Genomic DNA, 19460 nt, shown 5'->3' on the forward strand with positions numbered 1-19460 from the left:
CGGTTGTGTGGTGTGGTGTCGCAAATGACCCGCCGACGGCGGATACTTGTTCTTCTCATCTGCTGCATGAGCCTGCTGATCGTGTCTCTCGACAACACGATCGTCAACGTCGCCCTGCCGTCGCTCGGGCACGATTTGCACGCGCCGGTCTCCGGCCTCCAGTGGACGGTGGACGCCTACACGCTGACGCTCGCGAGCCTGCTGATGCTGGCCGGCTCGACGGCCGACCGGGTGGGCCGCCGCCGCACGTTCCAGACCGGTCTGGTGATCTTCACGGCCGGGTCGCTGCTGTGCAGCCTCGCCCCGAGCCTGGGCTGGCTGGTGGCCGCCCGGATCGTCCAAGCCGTAGGCGGGTCGATGCTCAACCCGGTGGCCATGTCGATCATCACGAACACGTTCACCGACCGCAGGGAGCGGGCCCAGGCGATCGGCGTGTGGGGCGGCGTGGTCGGCGTCAGCATGGCGCTCGGACCGGTCGTCGGCGGCCTGCTCACCGACACGGTCGACTGGCGGGCCATCTTCTGGATCAACGTGCCCATCGGCCTGCTCGCACTGTTCCTGACCTGGCGCTTCGTCCCGGAGTCCAAGGCGCCCTCGGCACGGAGGATCGACCCGGTCGGGCAGGTGCTGGTCATCGTCCTGCTCGGCACGCTCACGTACGGGATCATCGAGGGCCGGGCCGCGGGCCCCGCCGTGAGCGCCGTCTGCTTCGTCGTCGCGGCGGCGGCCCTGGCCGCGCTGGTCGTCTGGGAACTGCGCAGGCCCGAACCCCTCATCGACATGCGGTTCTTCCGCAGCGCGCCGTTCTCGGGCGCGGCCGTCATGGCGGTGTCGGGCTTCGGCGGACTGGGGGCCTTCCTGTTCCTCAACACGCTCTACCTGCAGAGCCATCGCGGGCTTTCCGCCCTCGCCGCGGGGCTGTGCACGCTGCCGGTCGCGGTGACGACGACGATCGTGGGGCCGCTGTCGGGCCGGCTCGTCGGCACCCGCGGCCCGCGCGTGCCGTCCGTCGTCGCGGGCGTGTGCCTGGCCGCCGCCGGGGCGCTGCTGTCCCAGGTGACGCTCACCACGCCGCTCCCCCTGCTGCTCGGGATCTACGTGGTCTTCGGTGTCGGGTTCGGCATGCTCAACCCCCCGATCACCAACACCGCGGTCTCCGGGATGCCGCTCGCGCAGGCGGGCGTGGCCGCCGCGGTCGCCTCGACCAGCAGGCAGGTCGGCCAGTCGCTCGGCGTGGCCATCGCGGGGTCCGTGGTCTCGAGCGCCGGCGCCAACGCGGCGTTCGTCCCGGCGGCGCACGCGGCCTACCGCGTCAACGCCCTGTACGGGCTGATCGTGCTGGCGGTCGCCCTCCTGACGACCGGCCGCTGGGCCAGGGCCACGGCCGAGCGCACGGCGGCGCGGCTCACGGAAAGCCCGCAGGTCACCCTGTCACGGGGGTGAAGCCGGCACCGCCGAGGACCTTGCGGCCCTCGTCGGACAGGACGAGGTCGACGAACTCCCGGGTCAGGGCGAGGCGCTCGGTCCCGGGAACGGTCGCGATGAGGTAGTCCTCGACCGCCCTGGCCGCCTCGGGGAGGTCCACGCCCTCCACCGCTCCCGCCGCCGCTCTGACGTCCGTACGGTAGACCAGCGCCGCGTCCGCCTCGCCGAGCCGCACCTTGGCCAGCACCTTGGCGGCGTCCGGCGCCTTGCCGTTTCGATCCGGGCCGATGGGCGTGACGGTGACTCCGGCTGCGGCGAGCGCCGTGCGGGCGCCCGCCCCGCACGGCGCCGACTCGGCGCACAGGGCCACCCTGACGCCGGGAGCGGTCAGGTCCTTCAGGCCCGCGACGTGGGCCGGGTTTCCCTTCGGCACCGCGACCTGGAGGCTGTCGCGCGCGAAGACCCGCGGGCTGGGCGCCCCCGACCCTCGCATGGCCGCCGTGCCAGCCGCGGCGAACAGGTCGGCCGGCGCACCCCGCGCGATCCGCTGCGCCAGCGCGCCGCTACCGCCGAAGTCGAACCGGACGGCGACGCCGGGGTGGGCGGCCTCGAACGTCTTGCCGAGCGAGCCGAACGTCCCGGTGAGCGAGGCGTCGGCGAACACGGTGAGCGTCTGCCTTCCACCGCCCCCGCAGCCGGTCGCCACGAGCAGCACCAACGCGAGCGCCACGCAGGTCGGCGGTGTGAAATGGTTCACCTTGGGATATATGCCCTAAGAAGGCGTTTAGAGGTCATGCCTGGCGAAAGACTCCCTATCGGACATGAACCGACTGAGTGAGGAGAGACATCTTGAGCGTCAACCCTTCCTCCAGAATGCGTGAGAGCAGCCAGCCCTGGCTCCACCAGAGGGGCACCGAGATACAGGCGTTCGGGACCGTGCGGGACTTCCCGGTCGGGCTGCCGAGGGAGACGCGGGAATACTCCTGTCAGCGGCTCAACCAGATCCTCGCCGACACGCAGATCCTCTACAACCTCTACAAGAAGCACCACTGGCTCATGCGGGGGCCGACCTTTTACCAGCTTCACCTGCTGCTCGACAAGCATGCGAGCGAGCAGTTGCCGATCATCGACGCCGTCGCCGAACGCATCCAGACCCTCGGCGGCGTCGCGGTCGGCGATCCGCGCCAGGTGGCGGAGATGACCGTGATCCCGCGGCCGCCGGACGGCGTGGAGGAGGTGCCCGCCATGCTCTCCAGGCTCCTGGAGGCGCACGAGACGATCCTGGTCGCCGCGCACGACGCCGCCTCCCGGGCGGCCGAGATGGGCGACGACGGCACCAACGACCTGCTCGTCTCCGAGGTCATCCGCACGGGCGAGCTGCAGGCGTGGTTCCTCGCCGAGCACCTCGTGGACACGCCGCTCGTCCGCGCCTGACCCGCGTTCCCAGCCCGGGCGTCACCCCGTGACGCTCGGGCGGCCGTTCTCGATGTGTCCCATCAGCCGCCGGGCGAACCCGTCGTGGCCCGCCACCCCGATCATCAGGTCGTACCACCCCGTGGGCGCGTGCCACTCCAGGCGGGCGGTGTCTCCCGGCGCGATCCGGACCGTACGCGCCGCGCCTCCGTACGCCAGCGGGGTGACCGACACCTCGGCGGGGAAGGCGCCCCGGTTCGCCACGGCGATCACGACGGTGCGGGCGGCGGCGTCGATCGCGCCGGTCACCTCCACCGGGTCGGCCGTCCCGCCGCGGAACTCCCGGCGGAACCCGTTCGGCCCGACGAGCACCAGGTCGTACGACGGGCAGGGGAAGTAGACCACCTCCTCCGCCGCGCCGAGCACGTCGAAGTGCATCGGCTTGGCGACTTCGCCGAGGTGGCCGTACAGGATGAAGTGGGCGGAGGCCGCGCCGGAGTTGCGCATCGCGATCTCCACGGACCGTCCGCGCACCACCGCCTCTGCGTCCGGCTGGTAGGGCAGGGCGCGGGCGGGCTTGGCCCCCGGCTCCTGCGCCGGCATCCGCTGCTCGGCCGGCACCTGCGGATACCACCGGTTTCCGGCCGGAGACGGCCGCGGGCCGGCGACGGTCTCCACGGGAGGCGGGGTCGTGGGCGTCGTGGGCGTGGCGAAGTCGAAGGCGGAGGTGAGGTCGCCCGCCACCCGGCGCCGCCACTCGCCGATGGGCGCCGTGATCCCGAACCTGCGCTCCAGGAACCGTACGGTCGAGGTGTGGTCGAACGTCTCGGAGCAGACGTTGCCGCCCACACTCCACGGCGACACGACGATCATGGGTACGCGGACGCCGAGGCCCATCGGACGCCCGCCGACGAACTCCTCCGGGGTGCCGTCGGGCGGGACCGGCGGCGGCACGTGGTCGAAGAATCCGTCGTTCTCGTCGTAGGTGACGAACAGAGCGGTACGCGCCCAGACCTCGGAGTGGGACCCCAGCGCGTCGAGCAGCTTGTGGACGACCCGCCCGCCCTCCACGGCCGACGACCCCTCGGGGTGCTCGGAGTCGGCCAGCGAGGGCACGACGTACGACACCGCGGGCAGGCGCCCGGCGGCCACGTCGGCGGCGAACCACTCCCCCAGGCCACCCGCGGGGGCGCGGCGCAGCGCCCGGTCGTAGAGGTCGCGGTCGGCCGGTTCCAGGGCGGCCACCCGCTCCGCCAGCTCAGCGAGCAACGGCGCCGGGTCCTCCGCCGCCCGCACCTTCTCGTAGAACGAGCGCATGCTGCCCAGCCCGATCCGGTCCATCACGGCCGCGAACGGCCGGAAGAACTCCAGGTTGTTGCACTCGTAGTTGTCCCACTCCTGGTACACCTGCCAGGTGTGCCCGGCCCGCGTCAGCAGCTCGGGCACGGTGACCCAGTCGTAGCCCGGATGCCCCTCCGCCCCCTCGGACGCGACGTTGTCCAGCGCGCGCTGCCGGGTGCCCGGCTCGTAGCCCGTGTAACCCGACACGTGGTAGTTGCGGTTGGGGGTCGTCGAGGTCAGCAACGAGCAGTGATAGGCGTCGCAGATCGTGAACGTGTCGGCCAGCTCGTAGTGGAAGGGCAGGTCGCGCCGGTCGTAGTAGGCCATCGAGCCGGGCCCCTTGCTGGGCACCCAGGCGTCGTTCCAGCCCATGGCCCAGGCGTTCTGGGTGCCGAGCCAAGTGTGGTCGTGCGTGTCGAGCAGCATCGGGTCCGCCCCCGCCCGCTCGGCCGCCTCCCGTACGGAGAAGGGCAGCACGCCGTCCTGTTCGAAGATCGGCCGCCACGCCCGGGTGGACACCGCGTTGCGGTCACCGAACCCCCGCACCCCGCGCATCCGGCCGAAGTAATGGTCGAACGAGCGGTTCTCCAGCATGACGAAGACGACGTGCTCGACGTCGGCCAGGCTTCCCTGCGGGACCGGCCGGGCCAGCGCCCGGAGCAGGGAGGGCGGCAAGGAGGATCCGGCCGGCATGGGCGCCCCTTCGGGAGGAAATCAGGCGAAACGCCCACAACCTAACAAGACCTCCCCTGTCCCGGCGATTCGCACCAGAGGCTTCCTCGGCCGGCCGTCACAGGTGGACGCGGCCCAGCTCCCGCAGGGCCCGGGCGGCCCCGGCACGGCGGGCCAGTGAAAGCGCCTGCCGGGCGAGGTCGGCCGCCTGGTCCCGCTCGTGCGCCTCGGCGTACGCGTGCGCCTTGCGGGCCAGCACATACGCCGCGAGGTACGCGGGCGCGGACGGGGCCGGCTCGCTCTCCAGCATCTCGATGGCGCCGCCCGGCCGGCCGAGGTCGACCAGGCAGCCCGCGCACAGCTCCGCCCCCGTCTCGCCCGACTCCTCCAGGCACTCCTCAAGGCAGCGGTGGCACAGCTCCACCTCACCCGCCAGCGCGTGTGCCCGGGCCTCGTGCCGCCGTGACAGCGTCCCGACCTCCGCCGGCACGCCCGTACGCTCGCGGGCGGCCACGGCCGCCTCGACGATCTCGCCCGGCTCGGCGGCGTCGACCAGCTCGGCCCGCTGGACCAGTGCGAAGACCTCGGTGAGGGTGTCGCCGGTCTCGCGCGCCTCGCGGATCGCCCGGTCGGACCAGGCCCGCGCCCCCCGGGCGTCACCCGCCTCGTGCTCCATCCCGCTGATCAGCTCCGCGTCCCGGGTGGCGAGCGCGAGCAGCGGCCCCCGCGCGGGCGGCCTGGCGTCACGGCGGAACCCCTCGATGCCCGCGAAGACGGGCCGCAGCGCCGCCGCGAGATCGGCGGGCCGCGCGTGCGGCACGGCGCAGGCGTCGAGCATCCGCTCGAAGTAGCCGGCCGTGCCGGCGTCGGCACGCCAGGGACGCTCGATGGCCCGGCCGACCCGCTCCTCCTCCTCTTCGGGGAACAGGCCCGGCATCAGCGGAATGCCGGTCACGTGGTGCCACAGGGTGGTGCCCGACCCGGGCCCGACGAACAGGTCCGCCTCGTCCACGCCGAACGCGTGGCACAGCAGCTCCGCGTGGCCGGGGTCCGGCCGCCGCTCCCCCGCCTCCCATGCGCGCACCGCGTCCGCGGGCAGGCCGGGCTCGGTCTCCCCTGCGGCTTCGGTCAGCCGTTCTTCCAGGTCCCGGCGGCTCCACAGCCGGCCGCGGCGCAGCGCCCGCAGGCGGGCGGCCCACAGCGGGACGTCAATAGTGATCATCAGTGGCACCCCCGGTTCTGTCGGTGCCGGGCGTTATGTTTGCGGCGTGCTGACCCGACGTATGCTCAACCGCACGCTGCTCGACCGCCAGATGCTGCTGCGCCGCCACGACGCCAAGGCTCTGGCCGCGATCGAGCACCTGGTGGGCATGCAGTCGCAGGCTCCTCTCCCAGCCTACGTCGGCCTGTGGACCCGCCTGCTGGACTTCCGGCACGAAGACCTGGCCGGGCTGCTGACCGACCGCACGGCCGTACGGATCGCGCTGATGCGCGGCACCATCCACCTCGTCAGCGCCGACGACTGCCTCGCCCTGCGCCCGGTCATGCAGCCGCTCCTCGAGCGGTGGCTGCGCACGTCTTACGGCAGGCGGCTGGACGGGGTGGATCTCGGCGAGGTGGCGAGCGCCGCCCGTGCCCTGATGGAGGAGCGGCCGCTGACCTTCGCGGAGCTGGAGGAACTGCTCGGCGAGCGGTGGCCGGGCCGCGACGCGCTGGCCCAGGCCGTACGCGCGGTCGTGCCGCTGGTCCAGGTCCCGCCGCGCGGCGTGTGGGGCGCCTCTGGCCAGGCGCGGCACGTCCCCGCCGAGTCGTGGCTGGGCCGCCCGCTCGGCGACGGCTCGGCCGCCGGTGAGATGGTGCTGCGTTACCTGCGTGCCTTCGGACCGGCGTCGGTGAAGGACATGCAGACCTGGTCGGGCCTGACCGGGCTGCGCTCTGTCGTCAAGGGCCTCGACCTGGTCACCTACCGGGACGAGAGCGGGGTGGAGCTGTTCGACCTGCCCGGAGCGCCGCTGCCCGAGCCGGACGCCGAGGCGCCGGTGCGGTTCCTGCCCGAGTTCGACAACCTGCTGCTCTCACACGCCGACCGGACGCGGGTGATGGCCGAGGAGCACCGCCCGCGGGTCTTCACAGTCAACGGGATCATCCGCGCGACGATCCTGGTCGACGGTTTCGTCGCGGGGCTGTGGCGGATCGAGCGGGGGCGGATCAGGCGGGCCGGGGAGACCGCGGTCCTGACGATCGAGCCGTTCGAGCCGCTCGGCCCCGCCACCCGCGACGCGCTGGCGGCCGAGGGCGAGCGCCTGCTGGAGTTCGCCGCCGGCGACGCCCCCGCACGCGACATCCGCTTCCTGGGGTAGGACACCTTCCTGGTAAGGACGCTTTCCTGGGTAGGACCTACGAGGTGGAGACCCTCTCTGTCACGGTGGACGCGCAGGCGAGCCCGGATCGGGTCTTCGCCGTGCTGACCGACTGGCCCCGGCACCACGAGTGGATGCTGCTGACCCGGGCCTGGGTGGTCGCCGGCGACGGCCGCAGCAGGGGCAGCAGGCTCGCGGCGGCCACCGGAGTCGGCCCGCTGTCGTTCGTGGACACGATGGACGTCACCGGCTGGCGCCCGCCGCACGAGGTGGAGGTCCGCCACACCGGCCGTGTCGTACGCGGCACGGGGCGGTTCCACGTGCTGCCCCGTCCCGACGGCGGAAGCAGGATCGTCTGGGAGGAGCAGCTCCACGTGCCCTTCGGCCTTGCCGGGCGGATCGGCTGGCGGGTCGCCGGGCCGGTGAGCGCGGTCTTCCTGCGCCTGTCCCTGCGCCGCCTCGCCGCCCTCGCCCTGCGCGGCTAGCCGAGGGCCATGTCGAAGAAGCGGCGCTCCAGGGTGGTCGCCCGGCGGAAGACGTCGAGCACCCGGGCCCGGCCGTTCTCGTCGAGGCCGGGGCCGAGCCGGTCGAGCTCACCGCGCAGGAAGCCCACCCACGCCTCGAACTCCGGCCCGCTGTGCAGGTCGATCCACTCCCGGTGGACGAAACCCTCGGCGGACCCGACGGTCCGCGAGGCCCAGCCGAGGTAGGTCCACTCGGCCACGCACAGCACCGCCAGGATCAGCGGATAGTCCTGGCTGCGGCGCACGTCGTCCATCAGGGCGCGGAACTCGATCGTCACCGGCTCCAGCGTGGGCGGGGTCAACTCACCGCCGAGCTCGGCGAGCGCGCGGTGGAAGTAGCCGCGCTCGGTGTCGGCGACGGTCTGCCCGAGGAAGCGGCCCACGGCCACCCGCGCCTCGAAGGTGTCGGCCGCGGCGACCGCGGCGCCGAGCAGCGCCGTGAAGGCGTCCACGAACTGGAAGTCCTGCTCCAGATAGCGGCGCATGTCGGCGGTGCCGCTGTGGATCGCCGCGGCGAAGGGGTGCGTGACCACCGCCGTCCAGTCGGGCTCGCTCTGCGACCGCAGCCACGCGCTGAACGGCGCTCTCGACTCCGGTTCCTCGTTGTGCTCATCGATTCGCTCGCTTCGCTCGCTCATCCGCCATCCCTCCCCGACGATCCGGCGTGAACGTTTCACAATGATCTCAAAGACCCGCTGTCCGTCTCCACCTGCCCAGCCGGGGCGAGCGACGGGGCGGGCGGAGACCCGCGCGGACGAATCCGTTGACCGGCGCTTAACAGGTCCGTAATTTGATGCGCGTTGTTCCTCCTCATGAATGTTGTTCGCATTCATGAACGCCCCCCTATGTGGGACCAGGAGTACATCCCCTCGGTCAGGGGTCCTGCACGACATGCAAGGAGCTCGGCTTTGAGAACCAGAACCAGAACCGGAGTCGGAGTGATCGGCACCGTCGTCGGGGTCGCCGCCCTGGTCGGCGGCGTCTTCGCCGGCGTCTCCAACGCGGCGCCGAGCGCGGGCGCCTACCGGATCGTGAACGGCGCCAGCGGCCTGTGCCTCACCGTTCCGGGCGGCAGCACCTCCGACGGCGTGCAACTCACGGTCACCGATTGCAACGGCGCGAGCAACCAGACCTGGAACCTGTCGGCCCAGGGCAGCGGCTTCCGCCTGACCTCCGGCAACAGCGGCAAGTGCGCCGGCGTCATCGACGCCTCGACCTCGGCCGGCAAGGCCGTCCAGCAGGAGTCCTGCACCGGCGCCTCGTCACAGACCTGGGAACTCACCGCCTCGGGATCGAACTACCGCGTCGTCAACGCCAACAGCGACAAATGCCTGAACACCAAGGACAACTCCACGTCCTCGGGCGCCCTGGTGCAGCAGAACTCCTGCGACTCGGTGGCCACCAAGCAGTGGACCCTCCAGCCGACCGGCTCGACCCCGAGCGGCACGCCCACGGCCAGCCCGACGAGGAGCCCGTCGCCCACGCCCACCACCACGCCCACGGGCGGCCCGACGACCCCGCCCACGACCGGCCTGGTCGGCTGGGCGACCCAGGGCGGCGGCACGACCGGCGGCGCGGGCGGCAGCACGACGACGGTCACCTCCCTGACCGCGCTCACGAGCGCCGTCAGCGGCGACAGCCCCAAGATCGTCCAAGTGAGCGGCAACTTCACCTGCTCGTCCGACGTGCGGGTGGGCGCCAACACCACGATCCTCGGCGTCGGCTCCGGCTCCGGACTGACCGGCTGCGGCGTGAACATCCGTGACGTCAGCAACGTCATCGTGCGCAACATGAAGATCTCGAAGGTGCCGGCCGGCAACGGCAACGGCGACGCGATCCACCTCGACAACGCCAAGCGCGTGTGGCTCGACCACAACGACCTGTCGAGCGACACCAGCCACGGCACGGACTACTACGACGGCCTGCTGGACATCACGCACGGCTCCGACTACGTCACCGTCTCCTGGAGCAAGCTGCACGACCACGTCAAGTGCTCGCTCGTCGGCCACAGCGACGGCAACGGCTCCGAGGACTCCGGGCACCTGCGCGTGACGTACCACCACAACGCGTTCCAGACCTGCGCCCAGCGCAACCCCCGGGTGCGCTTCGGCAACCCGGTCCACGTGTTCAACAACTACTACTACAAGGACCCGTCCTACACCGACTACAGCTACGGCATCGCCTCCACCTGCGGCGCCGGAGTGCTCGTCGAGGGCAACTACTTCGAGAACATCGCCGAGCCCACCCACACCGCCGAAGGCTCGTCGCCGGGCGGGTCGATCGTCGCCCGCAACAACTACTTCGTGAACTCGGGCACGCCGCAGACCTCCGGCAGCGTCGCCTCCATCCCGTACTCGTACACGGTGGACAACCCCAGCGGCGTGAAGGCGAACGTCCTCGCCAACGCGGGCACCGGCAAGATCTAGTTCCAGACGCACAGGTACCGGCACGTCCCTGTGAAGTCCCGGAGGCCGCGGCCACCCGCCGCGGCCTCCCCGCGCCCGTCAGTCGACGAGGCCGAGGTACGCGAACAGGTTGTCCTCGATCAGGGCCACCAACTGCGGTGGAAGTTGCCCCAGGTAGTCGCCGAGCTCCTCCTTGAGAAAGGGCTGTGCGCAGACGGTGCGCACCCAGCACTTGCTTGGCAGGTTGGCGGTCCCCTGCGCGAGCTTGACGCAATACTCCGCTTTGAGCGTCGTGGCCGTCGACAACGGCGCGACGTAGATCAGATCCCAGTCCGACTGTTGGTTCTTCGCGTCACCGCTCAGGACGACGACCGGTCGCCGGGGGTGAAGATTGCGCTGGTCGTTGGGCGGCATCGTGAGCGATCTGTCGGAGACGTAGTAGACACCACCCTTGCGAATGAACGACTTCACCGATCGTCCAGGGCCTTCGCGTTAGCGCGGCGGAGAGCGTCTCGCGTCTGCAGGAACTCTTCCTTGACAATCGCACCGACACCGGGGTCGTCGTGCTCGGGAGGCATCGACGCGCGCCTCGCCTTCGCTCGCGCGAGCAGCGCCGTGGCCTGCCTGCGCCGCCGTGCCCGGTTCAGGTCGAGCAGGACGCCGGACTCTCCGCCCGCCTGCGCCTCGACGACGGGCACGGTGGCGTCCACAACGGTCCGGAGAACGGCGGTGTCCCTCCCCCCATGCAGGGCCACGACCGTGCGGACGAATCTCATGGCGTCAGGGCCCAGAGGATCGTCCACATCCATGGTCAAGGACAACACGCCCGCCTCCGCGTCAGCGGATTCGTCGGCGCCACGCTCCGCGAGCTCGCTTTCCACCACATAGTCCTGGGCCCGCGTAAGCGCGGGGTCATAGGGGCCGCAGCGCCCGAGGCGCCAGGTGGCACCGGTGATAGGCGGATGCCCCGCCTCGACGGCAGCGACGTCGGTGAGATAAAGGAGCCCCACCAGGTGAGCCTCAGTCACCGGCAGATTCAGTTCCCGCGCCGCCACGAGTATGGACAGCACGGCCCCTGCCAGAGGATTCGGCGAGTCGACGGGCATGCTGATCACCGCTCCTCCCCGGCTCAGCCGCATGCTCACCGTACCCCTCCCGCTCCGTCCGCCACCTTGCACAGCAACAGCGGAGACATTACTTAACGTCACATTGACACGTCAATGAGTGACGGAGGTGGCCGATACCGGGAGGGGCTCCTCTCGCGAGGCCGGTCAGCCGTCGAGGGCGGCGCGTTCGGCGTCGGTGAGCAGGCGGGAACGGATCAGGAAGCGCACGCCCTCGGGCGCCTCCAGAGAGAAGCCGCTGCCCCGGCCGGGGACGACGTCCACGGTCAGGTGGGTGTGCCGCCAGCGCTCGAACTGGCTCGCCGACATCCAGAACGTGACCGGCTCGTCGACGCCCTCCACGGTCAGCGAGGCGAGCAGCACGTCCGAGGAGCCGGTGCGGAACTCGCCCTCCGGGTAGCACATCGGGGCGCTGCCGTCGCAGCAGCCGCCGGACTGGTGGAACATCAGCGGGCCGTGGGCCGCCCGCAGCCGCCGGATGAGGCCGGCGGCCGCGGGGGTGAGGTCCACGCGGGACACCTCGGGCATCAGAAGAAGCCGAGCTTCGAGGGCGAGTAGCTGACCAGCAGGTTCTTGGTCTGCTGGTAGTGGTCGAGCATCATCTTGTGCGTCTCCCTGCCGATGCCCGACTGCTTGTAGCCGCCGAAGGCGGCGTGGGCGGGATAGGCGTGGTAACAGTTCGTCCAGACCCGCCCGGCCTGGATGGCCCGGCCGGCCCGGTACGCCTTGTTGACGTCCCTGGTCCACACGCCCGCCCCGAGGCCGTACAACGTGTCGTTGGCGATCTTGATGGCGTCGTCGAAGTCGGTGAACGAGGTCACCGAGACGACCGGCCCGAAGATCTCCTCCTGGAACACCCGCATGTTGTTGGCGCCCTCGAAGATCGTCGGCTCGACGTAGTAGCCGCCCGACAGCTCGCCGCCGAGGTCGGCGCGGTGCCCGCCCGTGAGCACCTTGGCGCCCTCCTGCCGGCCGATGTCGAGGTAGGACAGGATCTTCTCCAACTGGTCGTTGGACGCCTGGGCGCCGACCATGGTGGCCTGGTCCAGCGGGTGCCCGCGGACGATCTTCTCCGTACGCTCGACCGCGGCCTCCAGGAAGCGCTGGTAGTGGCCCTGCTGGATGAGCGCCCGAGAAGGACAGGTGCACACCTCTCCCTGGTTGAGCGCGAACATCGTGAAGCCTTCCAGCGCCTTGTCGAAGAACTCGTCGTCGGCGGAGGACACGTCGTCGAAGAAGATGTTGGGGCTCTTGCCGCCCAGCTCCAGCGTGACCGGCTTGATGTTCTCACTGGCGTACTGCATGATCAGCCGCCCGGTGGTGGTCTCCCCGGTGAACGCCACCTTCGCGACCCGCGCGCTGGAGGCCAGCGGCTTGCCCGCCTCGACGCCGAACCCGTTGACGATGTTGAGGACGCCCGGCGGGAGGAGGTCGGCGACCAGGCTCATCCAGTAGTGGATCGACGCCGGGGTCTGCTCGGCCGGCTTCAGGACCACGGCGTTGCCCGCGGCCAGCGCCGGCGCGAGCTTCCAGGTGGCCATCAGGATCGGGAAGTTCCACGGGATGATCTGCGCGACGACGCCGAGCGGCTCGTGGAAGTGGTAGGCGACGGTGTCCGCGTCGATCTCCGACAGGCTGCCCTCCTGGGCCCTGATCGCCCCCGCGAAGTAGCGGAAGTGGTCGATGGCCAGCGGGATGTCGGCGGCCAGCGTCTCCCGGATCGGCTTGCCGTTCTCCCAGGTCTCCGCGACGGCGAGCCGCTCCAGGTTCTGCTCCATGCGGTCGGCGATCCGGTTGAGGATGTTCGCCCGCTCGGCCGCGGACGTACGCCCCCAGGCGGGGGCGGCGCCGTGCGCGGCGTCCAGCGCGCGCTCGACGTCCTCGGCCGTGCCGCGCGCGACCTCGGTGAAGGTCTGACCGGTCACCGGCGAGGGGTTCTCGAAGTACTGCCCCCGCTGCGGCGGGACGTACTCGCCGCCGATCCAGTGGTCGTAACGCTGCTCGTACGCCATGAGGGCGTCCGGCTGTCCCGGCGCGGCGTAACGGGTCATGAGATGGACCTCCCGGACAGGGTGTGGGGTCTGACGCCCCGGACGTTAGTCGCGGGCACGTTGCCGACACGTTGCGTCCGTGTTCCGGGCCGTTCGGAGGCGTCCTTCCGCACTCAGCCTCCGCGCGGCGCGGTCAGGGCCGTGGTCATGCCCGGTCAAATCTCCCCTAAGATCAGCCGTCATGATTTCGGAATCGTTTACCGCCTCTCGCAGGGACGCTTTGCGCCTGCTGGCGGGCGGTGCCGCGGCGGGGCTGGCCGCCGGGCTGCCCGCGTCACCGGCGAACGCGGCGGCCCGCGTGTGGAGCGTCACCGGCCGCAGCGCGACGTCGCTCAAGCCGTTCGACGACACGCTGAAGCGCTTCATGATGGACCGGGCGATCCCCCACGCGTCCCTGGCCGTGGTCCGCAAGGGCAAGCTCGTGCTCGCCCGGGGCTACAACTGGACGGCGGACACCTCGTTCGCAGCCGGGCCCACCTCGCTGTTCCGCATCGCGAGCCTGAGCAAGCCGGTCACCGCCGCCGCCGTGCTGAAGCTGGCGCAGGACGGCAAACTCAGCCTCTCGGCCAAGGTCGCGCCGCTGCTGGGGCTGAGCACGACCGCCGACCCGCGCCTCGCCTCGGTCACCGTGACCCACCTGCTCCAGCACCTCGGCGGGTGGGATTCCGAGGTCTCGGGCGACCCGATGTTCAAGGACCGGGTCATCGCCGCGGCACTCGGCGTCCCGCTGCCGATCACGCAGGCGCAGATCGTCAAACACACGTCCGGCCTCAAGCTCGACCACGCGCCGGGCACGACATACGCGTACTCGAACTACGGATACCTTCTCCTGCAGAAGATCATCGAGAAGGCGAGCGGAGTCTCGTACGCGAGCTACGTCCAGAGCAAGGTGCTGACGCCCCTCAAGATCAAGCGGATGGTGCTCGGCAGGACCGCCAAGAGTCTCCGCAAATCGGGCGAGGTGCCGTACTTCTCGCAGTACACCGGCAAGAGCGTGATCGACACCTCCGACTCCGTGGTGCCCTTCCCGTACGGCGGGTTCAACCTCGAGAACATGGCCGCCCACGGCGGCTGGCTCGCCACGGCCGTCGACCTGGCCAAGTTCACCACCCTCTTCGACGCGGCCGGCGTGCTGACCTCGGCGTCGATCTCCAAGGCGTTCGCCAAGCCGTCGATCGGAGTCAACTCCGACGGCTGGTACTACGGCCTCGGCTGGCAGGTCCGCCCGGTCACCGGGGGACGCAACACCTGGCACACGGGGTCGCTGGCCGGCACCTCCACGCTCATGGTCCGGCGCTACGACGGGCTGAGCTGGGTGGTGCTGTTCGACCAGCGCGACGACGCCTCGGGGCTGAACTACGGGGCCATCGACTCCCTTCTCCACACCGCCGCGAACTCGGTGAAGTCCTGGCCCACCACCAACCTCTTCTCCACGTACGGTCTGTAGATGTGGAGGACGTCTGGGACCTGGTGGTGGTCGGCGCCGGGCCGGCGGGCTCGGCCGCCGCGCTGCGGGCCAGGCAGCTCGATCCCGGCTGCCGGGTGCTGCTGCTCGACCGGGCGGCCTTCCCGCGTGACAAGGCCTGCGGCGACGGCATCGCGGCGCACGCACGGCAGGAGCTCGCGCTGCTCGGGCTGCCCGGCCTGCTCGACGACCACCGGCCGACGCCGCGCCTGTCGGTGACGTCGCCCGGCGGGGCCCACGTCTCGGCCGTCGTCGCACGGCCCAACCACGTGGTCCCCCGCCGGGTCTTCGACAACCGGCTGGTCGAGGCGGCGCGGGCGCGCGGCGTGGAGGTGCGCCGCCACCGGGTGCGTACGCTGACCACCCTCGGCGGGCACGTCGTGATCGACGGCCACCTGGTCGCCCGGGCGGTCGTCGCCGCCGACGGCGCCAACTCGGCCGTACGGCGGCTGATCGGCGTCCCGCCGAGCCCGGACCGGCACACCGCCATCGCGGTGCGCGGGTACGCCGACGTGCCGCCGGACGACGACGAGCAGGTCATCGTCATGCAGAGCGAGGGCTGGCCGGCCTACGCCTGGTCGTTCCCGGTGGGCGACGGCACGGCCAACGTCGGCTACGGCCTGCTGCTGCCGACGCTGAGACAGACCGGCCGGCCCGGGCGCGAGATCCTGCACGGGCGGCTGGCCCGGCTCCTGCCCCTGCTGGGTGAGATCAGGTCCCCCGTCCGCGACCTGCGGGCGCATCACCTGCCGCTGTCGAGCGGGCGGCCGGTGCCGGGCGCGGGCCGCGTGCTGCTGGCCGGCGACGCGGCGAGCCTCGTCAACCCGCTGACCGGCGAGGGCATCTACTACGCGCTGCTGTCGGGGCGGCTGGCCGCCGAGGCGGCGATCGGTTCGCCGGACGACCCGCTGCGGGCCTACCGGCGCGGGCTGCGCGGGGCGCTCGGGCGGCACCTGCGCACCACCGACGTGCTCGCCCTGGCCGCCCGCTCCCCCGGCTTCATCGACGCGGCGATCACCGTCGCCGCCCACCGCACCGAGGTGTTCGACCTACTCGTAGACGTCGGGCTCGGGGCGGGCACCGTGCCGCCCCGCCTGGCGGCGGCCGTCGCCCTCCGCTGGCTCAAGAATCTCACCTGAACGGCAGGCCGTACTCCGCGTCGAGGTCGCGCACCCGCCGGGCGGCCCGCGCCCGGGCCGGGGATCCGGCGGGCAGCGCGGCCAGCAGCGCCTGCCAGGCGACGATGTCGTCCCTTCCCCACGGCGCGCGCGTCCATCGTTCGAGCAGCGCGGGGTCGCGCCGGGCCACCAGCAGGTCGCGTACGCCGTCGTCCAGCAGGCGGCGCTGCCATACGACGCCGGGCGCGTCCGAGCCGGGCAGGAGCTGCCCTCGGTAGGCCCGCAGCGCGGCGTCGGCGTCCGCGGCGGCCAGGTGCTCGGCGAGCGCCTGGAAGTCGGCCCGCACCGGCACCCGCAGCCGGTACGGACGGGAGTCGAGCAGCGGGCCGAGCCGGTGGCGCAGCCGGGACAGCTCCGCGCGGAGCGTGACGGGGTTCAGCATGCGGTCGCCGTACAGCTCCGCGCTGAGCTGGTCGCTGCTCAGCCCCTCGGGATGGCAGGCCAGCAGCACGACGATCTCGCTGTGCCGGGGACCCAGCCTGATCCGGCGCGGGCCCTCGGTGAGCACGGCGTCGTCCCGGCCCAGGGCCGTGAGCGTCACGGCGGGCGCAAGAGCCGGAGCGGGAAGCGTGGCCCCGTGGTTGGAAGCAAGGTGCGCCTCCGCCGCGCGGGCCGCCGCCTGCACGAGGGCCAGGCTGTACGGGCTGGCCAGGTTGTCGCCGCCGGTGACGTCGACCGCGCCGAGCAGGCGGCCGGTGTGCGGGTCGTGGATCGGCGCGGCGGCGCAGGTCCACGGCTGCACCGGTACGGCGAAGTGCTCGGCCGCGAAGATCTGCACCGGATGGCCGACCGTGATCGCGACGCCGGGGGCGTTGGTGCCCGCGTGGGACTCGTCCCACCGGGCCCCGGCGACGAAGTTCATCCGCTCGGCCCGCGCCCGCGCCCCGCGATGTCCCTCGACCCACAGCAGCCGGCCGGCGGCGTCGCACACCGCGAGCAGGTGCCGCCCGTCGTCGGCGATGCCGCCCAGCAGATCGCGGAACAGCGGCAGCACCCTGGCCAGCGGGTGCGCGCTGCGATACTCCTCGAGCTCGGCGTCGGTGAGCTCCAGCGGCGCGAGCGCGTCCGGATCGACCGCCCGGGCCGATCGCCGCCACGAGTCGGCGACCAGGGAACGCACCGGCCCGTCGATCGCCCCGGCCGACAGGAAGCGCTCATGGGCGCGGCGCAGCTCACCGGTACGCTCCGCCGCGTCGGCCCCGGATTCAAGCGCGAGCCATGGATTGGTCACGGCGCCCTCACTCTCCGCGTCTTCAGGCGCCATCGTCACCCACGGCCGGGTCGTGCGACAAGGGCCCGTTCAGCCCTCACGCCCGCCGCGCTCCCCGGCGGATGACGGGTCAGGCGGACGCCCAGATGTCCTTGTCGATGTCGCCGGCGGCCTGCGGGCCCATCAGGCCGAGCCCTCCGTCCACGAACAGCGACGCGCCGGTGACGTACGACGCGGTCGGCCCGGCCAGGAAGGCGATCACCGCGGCGACCTCGCGGGCGTCGCCGGGACGGCCGAGCGGATAGCCGGGCCGGGTGTCCGGCCGGGGCGGCTGGTCCTCCTGCCCGGTCATGGGAGTCGCGATCTCCCCGGGTGCCACGGTGTTGACCGTGATGCCGTGCCTGGCCAGCTCCATCGCGAGTGTGCGGCTGAGCATCCGCAGACCGCCCTTGGCCGCGCAGTAGGGCCCGGCCCCGAGGCGGGGGTACTCCTCGTGGACGCTGGTCACGTTGACGATCCGGCCGCCCGCGCCGCGCGCGATCATCCGGCGGGCGGCCCGCTGCGAGCACAGGAACGGCCCGTCGAGGTCGACCGCGAGGACCGACCGCCACCGGTCGTAGCCGATCTCCAGAAGCGGCTCGGCCGTGCCGGTGCCCGCGTTGTTCACCAGCACGCCGAGGCCGCCCAGCTCGTCGGCGAGCTCGTCGATCACGGCCGCCGCGGCCACCGGGTCGGTCAGGTCGTGCTGCCGCACCGCGGCCCGGCGCCCCCGCACCTCGACCTGCTCCGCGGTCTCCCGCGCGCCCTTCTCGTCCTGGTGATAGGTGACGCCGACGTCGAAGCCGTGCGCGGCGAGCATCACCGCGGTCGCCCGCCCGATCCCCGAGTCGGCGCCGGTGACGATCGCCACCTTGTCGTAGTCGAAGCGCGAGATCGGCGCCACCGTGCCGCCCATGGATCCCCCTCCGTCGGTTTACGGCACCTCGGCGTACCCGGGAGACCCTCCTTCACACGCCCCGGCGGGCGCGCGCCATGGCGGCCAGGCGCGTGCGCTGCTCCGGGGTGAGACGCGCCAGCCGCTCGCGCGGATCCGGCCGCGTCATGACCGCGTCGGTCCCGATGAGCGCCTCGGCGTGCTCGGCCGCGACACGCACGGAGTCCTCCGACGCGGCGTCGGCCGCGAGCGGCGCGATCCGCTCCCGGTATCCGCCGTCGGCCGCGGAGTCCAGGGCCCGGGCCAGCAGGTCGGCCGTCCGGTCCTCGGTCCAGTGCGACACGGGCAGCCAGGTCGCCACCCCGGCGCGTTCCAGCCGCTCGGCGTTGTCCGGGCGGTCGACGCCGTGCGCGAGGAGCACCTGCGGGGTCGCCGACGACAGCGCCCGGGCGAGTGTGCCGATCCCGCCGTGGTGGACGACCGCGGCGACATGGGGCATGACCGTGGCGAACGGCGCCGAGGGCACCCACTCCACCCCGTCGGGCAGCGACTCGGGCTGGAACGACGGGTGCCGGTTCACCAGCAGGGCCTTCCTCCCGATCCGCCGGCACGCCCGCGCCGCCACGTCGTAGAACCGGTCGTGCAGCACCTGCCCGGTGCCGCCGGTGATCAGCACGGGCGGCTCGGCCCAGTCAGGGATCGGGCCCTCCGCCGTGTCGCCGAGCACGAACCCGCAGCGGACGACGCCCTCCGGCGCCGGCTGGCCCGCGGCGTCGAACCATTCCGGCCACAGCGCGAGCTGGGTCTTGGCGCTCGTCAGGTAGGCGACCCAGTCGCGGACCGGCCGCAGGCCGAACGCCTGGAAGACGTCGTCGTACCCCTGCCCGAGCACGCGCCTGAAGAGGTTCCCGAGCACCGGCAACGAGACGTACTGATGGGGCGTGACGGACACCAGCGCCACCGGCACCCCGCGACGCTCGGCGGCCATCAGCGCGGCGATGCCCGAGGTGTGCCGGGCGACCACCACGGTCTCCCCCGGCCGATAATGCTCCTCGATCATGCGGACCTCGTCGGCGAGCAGCTCGAACAGGCCGTTGCGCCGGTAGAGCGCGAGCACGCCGTCGGGGTCTTTCAGGGGATCGAGCATGTAGCGCCGGGCGTCGTCCAGGTGCCGGTCGTAGCCCTCCGCCGTGTCGATCGGCAGGTGCCGGAGACCCGCGGCCGCGATCCGGTCGGCGAACCAGGAGTGCGTCATCACGACGACGTCGTGGCCGCGCTCCGCCAGCTCGCGCCCGATCCGTACGAACGGGAGCACGTCGCCGTTGGTGCCGTGGGTGCTCAGCAGCATCGTGGCCATG

18 protein-coding genes are annotated in these 19460 nt (G+C 72.1%); 7 read left to right on the forward strand and 11 right to left on the reverse strand.

Annotated elements, in window-relative coordinates:
- Positions 1-24 precede the first annotated feature (24 nt).
- Complete coding sequence (locus tag FH610_RS23970; RefSeq protein WP_205826004.1) at positions 25-1443, forward strand: MFS transporter; 1419 nt, start codon at positions 25-27, stop codon at positions 1441-1443.
- Here FH610_RS23970 and modA read toward each other — a convergent pair.
- Positions 1424-2182 carry a molybdate ABC transporter substrate-binding protein gene (gene modA, locus FH610_RS23975; protein WP_240809156.1) on the reverse strand — a complete coding sequence of 253 codons (759 nt, stop codon included), beginning with the start codon at positions 2180-2182 and terminating at the stop codon, positions 1424-1426. The genes FH610_RS23970 and modA overlap by 20 nt on opposite strands.
- A 116-nt stretch (positions 2183-2298) precedes the next feature.
- Between modA and FH610_RS23980 the strand changes: the two genes are divergently transcribed.
- Positions 2299-2859 (forward strand): Dps family protein, encoded by a 561-nt coding sequence (locus FH610_RS23980; protein WP_139577154.1) that lies wholly within the window; start codon positions 2299-2301, stop codon positions 2857-2859.
- Positions 2860-2880: 21 nt separating this feature from the next.
- Here the strand turns inward: FH610_RS23980 and FH610_RS23985 are convergent, their stop codons facing one another.
- Positions 2881-4872 carry a phosphocholine-specific phospholipase C gene (locus FH610_RS23985; RefSeq protein ID WP_139576910.1) on the reverse strand — a complete coding sequence of 664 codons (1992 nt, stop codon included), beginning with the start codon at positions 4870-4872 and terminating at the stop codon, positions 2881-2883.
- Between the two features lie 97 nt (positions 4873-4969).
- On the reverse strand, positions 4970-6073 hold the full coding sequence (locus tag FH610_RS23990; protein WP_139576916.1) for a helix-turn-helix domain-containing protein: 1104 nt from the start codon (positions 6071-6073) through the stop codon (positions 4970-4972).
- Between the two features lie 46 nt (positions 6074-6119).
- Between FH610_RS23990 and FH610_RS23995 the strand changes: the two genes are divergently transcribed.
- Both FH610_RS23995 and FH610_RS24000 read left to right on the forward strand, forming a co-directional pair.
- Entirely contained in the window at positions 6120-7211 is a 1092-nt protein-coding gene (locus FH610_RS23995; protein ID WP_240809157.1) for a winged helix DNA-binding domain-containing protein, read from the forward strand.
- Between the two features lie 44 nt (positions 7212-7255).
- The gene (locus FH610_RS24000) at positions 7256-7696 is read left to right on the forward strand and encodes an SRPBCC family protein (RefSeq protein WP_139576923.1); all 441 of its coding nucleotides are present in this window, start codon (positions 7256-7258) and stop codon (positions 7694-7696) included.
- On the opposite strand, the gene FH610_RS24005 is transcribed toward FH610_RS24000, so the two are convergent.
- Positions 7693-8373 carry a TenA family protein gene (locus tag FH610_RS24005; protein WP_139576929.1) on the reverse strand — a complete coding sequence of 227 codons (681 nt, stop codon included), beginning with the start codon at positions 8371-8373 and terminating at the stop codon, positions 7693-7695. The two genes, FH610_RS24000 and FH610_RS24005, sit on opposite strands and share 4 nt — an antisense overlap.
- Before the next feature lie 270 nt (positions 8374-8643).
- Here FH610_RS24005 and FH610_RS24010 point away from each other — a divergent pair, with 270 nt between their 5' ends.
- Positions 8644-10161 carry a pectate lyase family protein gene (locus tag FH610_RS24010; protein WP_240809158.1) on the forward strand — a complete coding sequence of 506 codons (1518 nt, stop codon included), beginning with the start codon at positions 8644-8646 and terminating at the stop codon, positions 10159-10161.
- Positions 10162-10239: 78 nt separating this feature from the next.
- Here FH610_RS24010 and FH610_RS24015 read toward each other — a convergent pair whose 3' ends face one another.
- The 4 genes from FH610_RS24015 to adh all read right to left on the reverse strand — a co-directional run bounded on the left by FH610_RS24015 (position 10240) and on the right by adh (position 13315).
- Entirely contained in the window at positions 10240-10611 is a 372-nt protein-coding gene (locus FH610_RS24015; RefSeq protein ID WP_139576940.1) for a type II toxin-antitoxin system PemK/MazF family toxin, read from the reverse strand.
- Positions 10608-11255: a hypothetical protein gene (locus FH610_RS24020; protein ID WP_139576947.1), complete on the reverse strand. Its 648-nt coding sequence runs from the start codon at positions 11253-11255 to the stop codon at positions 10608-10610. Before FH610_RS24020 ends, FH610_RS24015 begins: the two co-directional genes overlap by 4 nt.
- A gap of 156 nt (positions 11256-11411) precedes the next feature.
- Entirely contained in the window at positions 11412-11792 is a 381-nt protein-coding gene (locus FH610_RS24025; protein ID WP_139576952.1) for a DUF779 domain-containing protein, read from the reverse strand.
- The gene (adh, locus tag FH610_RS24030) at positions 11792-13315 is read right to left on the reverse strand and encodes an aldehyde dehydrogenase (RefSeq protein WP_139576957.1); all 1524 of its coding nucleotides are present in this window, start codon (positions 13313-13315) and stop codon (positions 11792-11794) included. Before adh ends, FH610_RS24025 begins: the two co-directional genes overlap by 1 nt.
- A gap of 181 nt (positions 13316-13496) precedes the next feature.
- Here adh and FH610_RS24035 point away from each other — a divergent pair, with 181 nt between their 5' ends.
- Entirely contained in the window at positions 13497-14762 is a 1266-nt protein-coding gene (locus FH610_RS24035; RefSeq protein WP_139576961.1) for a serine hydrolase domain-containing protein, read from the forward strand.
- Between the two features lie 2 nt (positions 14763-14764).
- Positions 14765-15919 (forward strand): NAD(P)/FAD-dependent oxidoreductase, encoded by a 1155-nt coding sequence (locus FH610_RS24040; protein WP_240809159.1) that lies wholly within the window; start codon positions 14765-14767, stop codon positions 15917-15919.
- On the opposite strand, the gene FH610_RS24045 is transcribed toward FH610_RS24040, so the two are convergent.
- The 3 genes from FH610_RS24045 to FH610_RS24055 all read right to left on the reverse strand — a co-directional run bounded on the left by FH610_RS24045 (position 15912) and on the right by FH610_RS24055 (position 19459).
- Complete coding sequence (locus FH610_RS24045) at positions 15912-17189, reverse strand: helix-turn-helix domain-containing protein (protein ID WP_139576966.1); 1278 nt, start codon at positions 17187-17189, stop codon at positions 15912-15914. The genes FH610_RS24040 and FH610_RS24045 overlap by 8 nt on opposite strands.
- Positions 17190-17298: 109 nt before the next feature.
- On the reverse strand, positions 17299-18123 hold the full coding sequence (locus FH610_RS24050) for an SDR family oxidoreductase (protein ID WP_139576971.1): 825 nt from the start codon (positions 18121-18123) through the stop codon (positions 17299-17301).
- Between the two features lie 52 nt (positions 18124-18175).
- A complete protein-coding gene (locus tag FH610_RS24055; RefSeq protein ID WP_139576975.1) occupies positions 18176-19459 on the reverse strand; it encodes a glycosyltransferase in 1284 nt (427 codons plus the stop codon).
- Between the last annotated feature and the right edge of the window lies 1 nt (position 19460).

It is taken from the genome of Microbispora catharanthi, assembly GCF_006334915.2.
GTDB lineage: Bacteria > Actinomycetota > Actinomycetes > Streptosporangiales > Streptosporangiaceae > Microbispora > Microbispora catharanthi.

Bases quoted from the DNA above. Each gene is read 5' to 3' on its own strand.
- FH610_RS23990 (WP_139576916.1), bottom strand. From the start codon at position 6,073: ATGATCACTATTGACGTCCCGCTGTGGGCCGCCCGCCTGCGGGCGCTG.
- FH610_RS23985 (WP_139576910.1), bottom strand. From the start codon at position 4,872: ATGCCGGCCGGATCCTCCTTGCCGCCCTCCCTGCTCCGGGCGCTGGCC.
- FH610_RS23970 (WP_205826004.1), top strand. From the start codon at position 25: ATGACCCGCCGACGGCGGATACTTGTTCTTCTCATCTGCTGCATGAGC.
- FH610_RS24055 (WP_139576975.1), bottom strand. From the start codon at position 19,459: ATGGCCACGATGCTGCTGAGCACCCACGGCACCAACGGCGACGTGCTC.
- FH610_RS24035 (WP_139576961.1), top strand. From the start codon at position 13,497: ATGATTTCGGAATCGTTTACCGCCTCTCGCAGGGACGCTTTGCGCCTG.
- adh (WP_139576957.1), bottom strand. From the start codon at position 13,315: ATGACCCGTTACGCCGCGCCGGGACAGCCGGACGCCCTCATGGCGTAC.
- FH610_RS24005 (WP_139576929.1), bottom strand. From the start codon at position 8,373: ATGAGCGAGCGAAGCGAGCGAATCGATGAGCACAACGAGGAACCGGAG.
- FH610_RS24025 (WP_139576952.1), bottom strand. From the start codon at position 11,792: ATGCCCGAGGTGTCCCGCGTGGACCTCACCCCCGCGGCCGCCGGCCTC.
- FH610_RS24050 (WP_139576971.1), bottom strand. From the start codon at position 18,123: ATGGGCGGCACGGTGGCGCCGATCTCGCGCTTCGACTACGACAAGGTG.
- FH610_RS23980 (WP_139577154.1), top strand. From the start codon at position 2,299: ATGCGTGAGAGCAGCCAGCCCTGGCTCCACCAGAGGGGCACCGAGATA.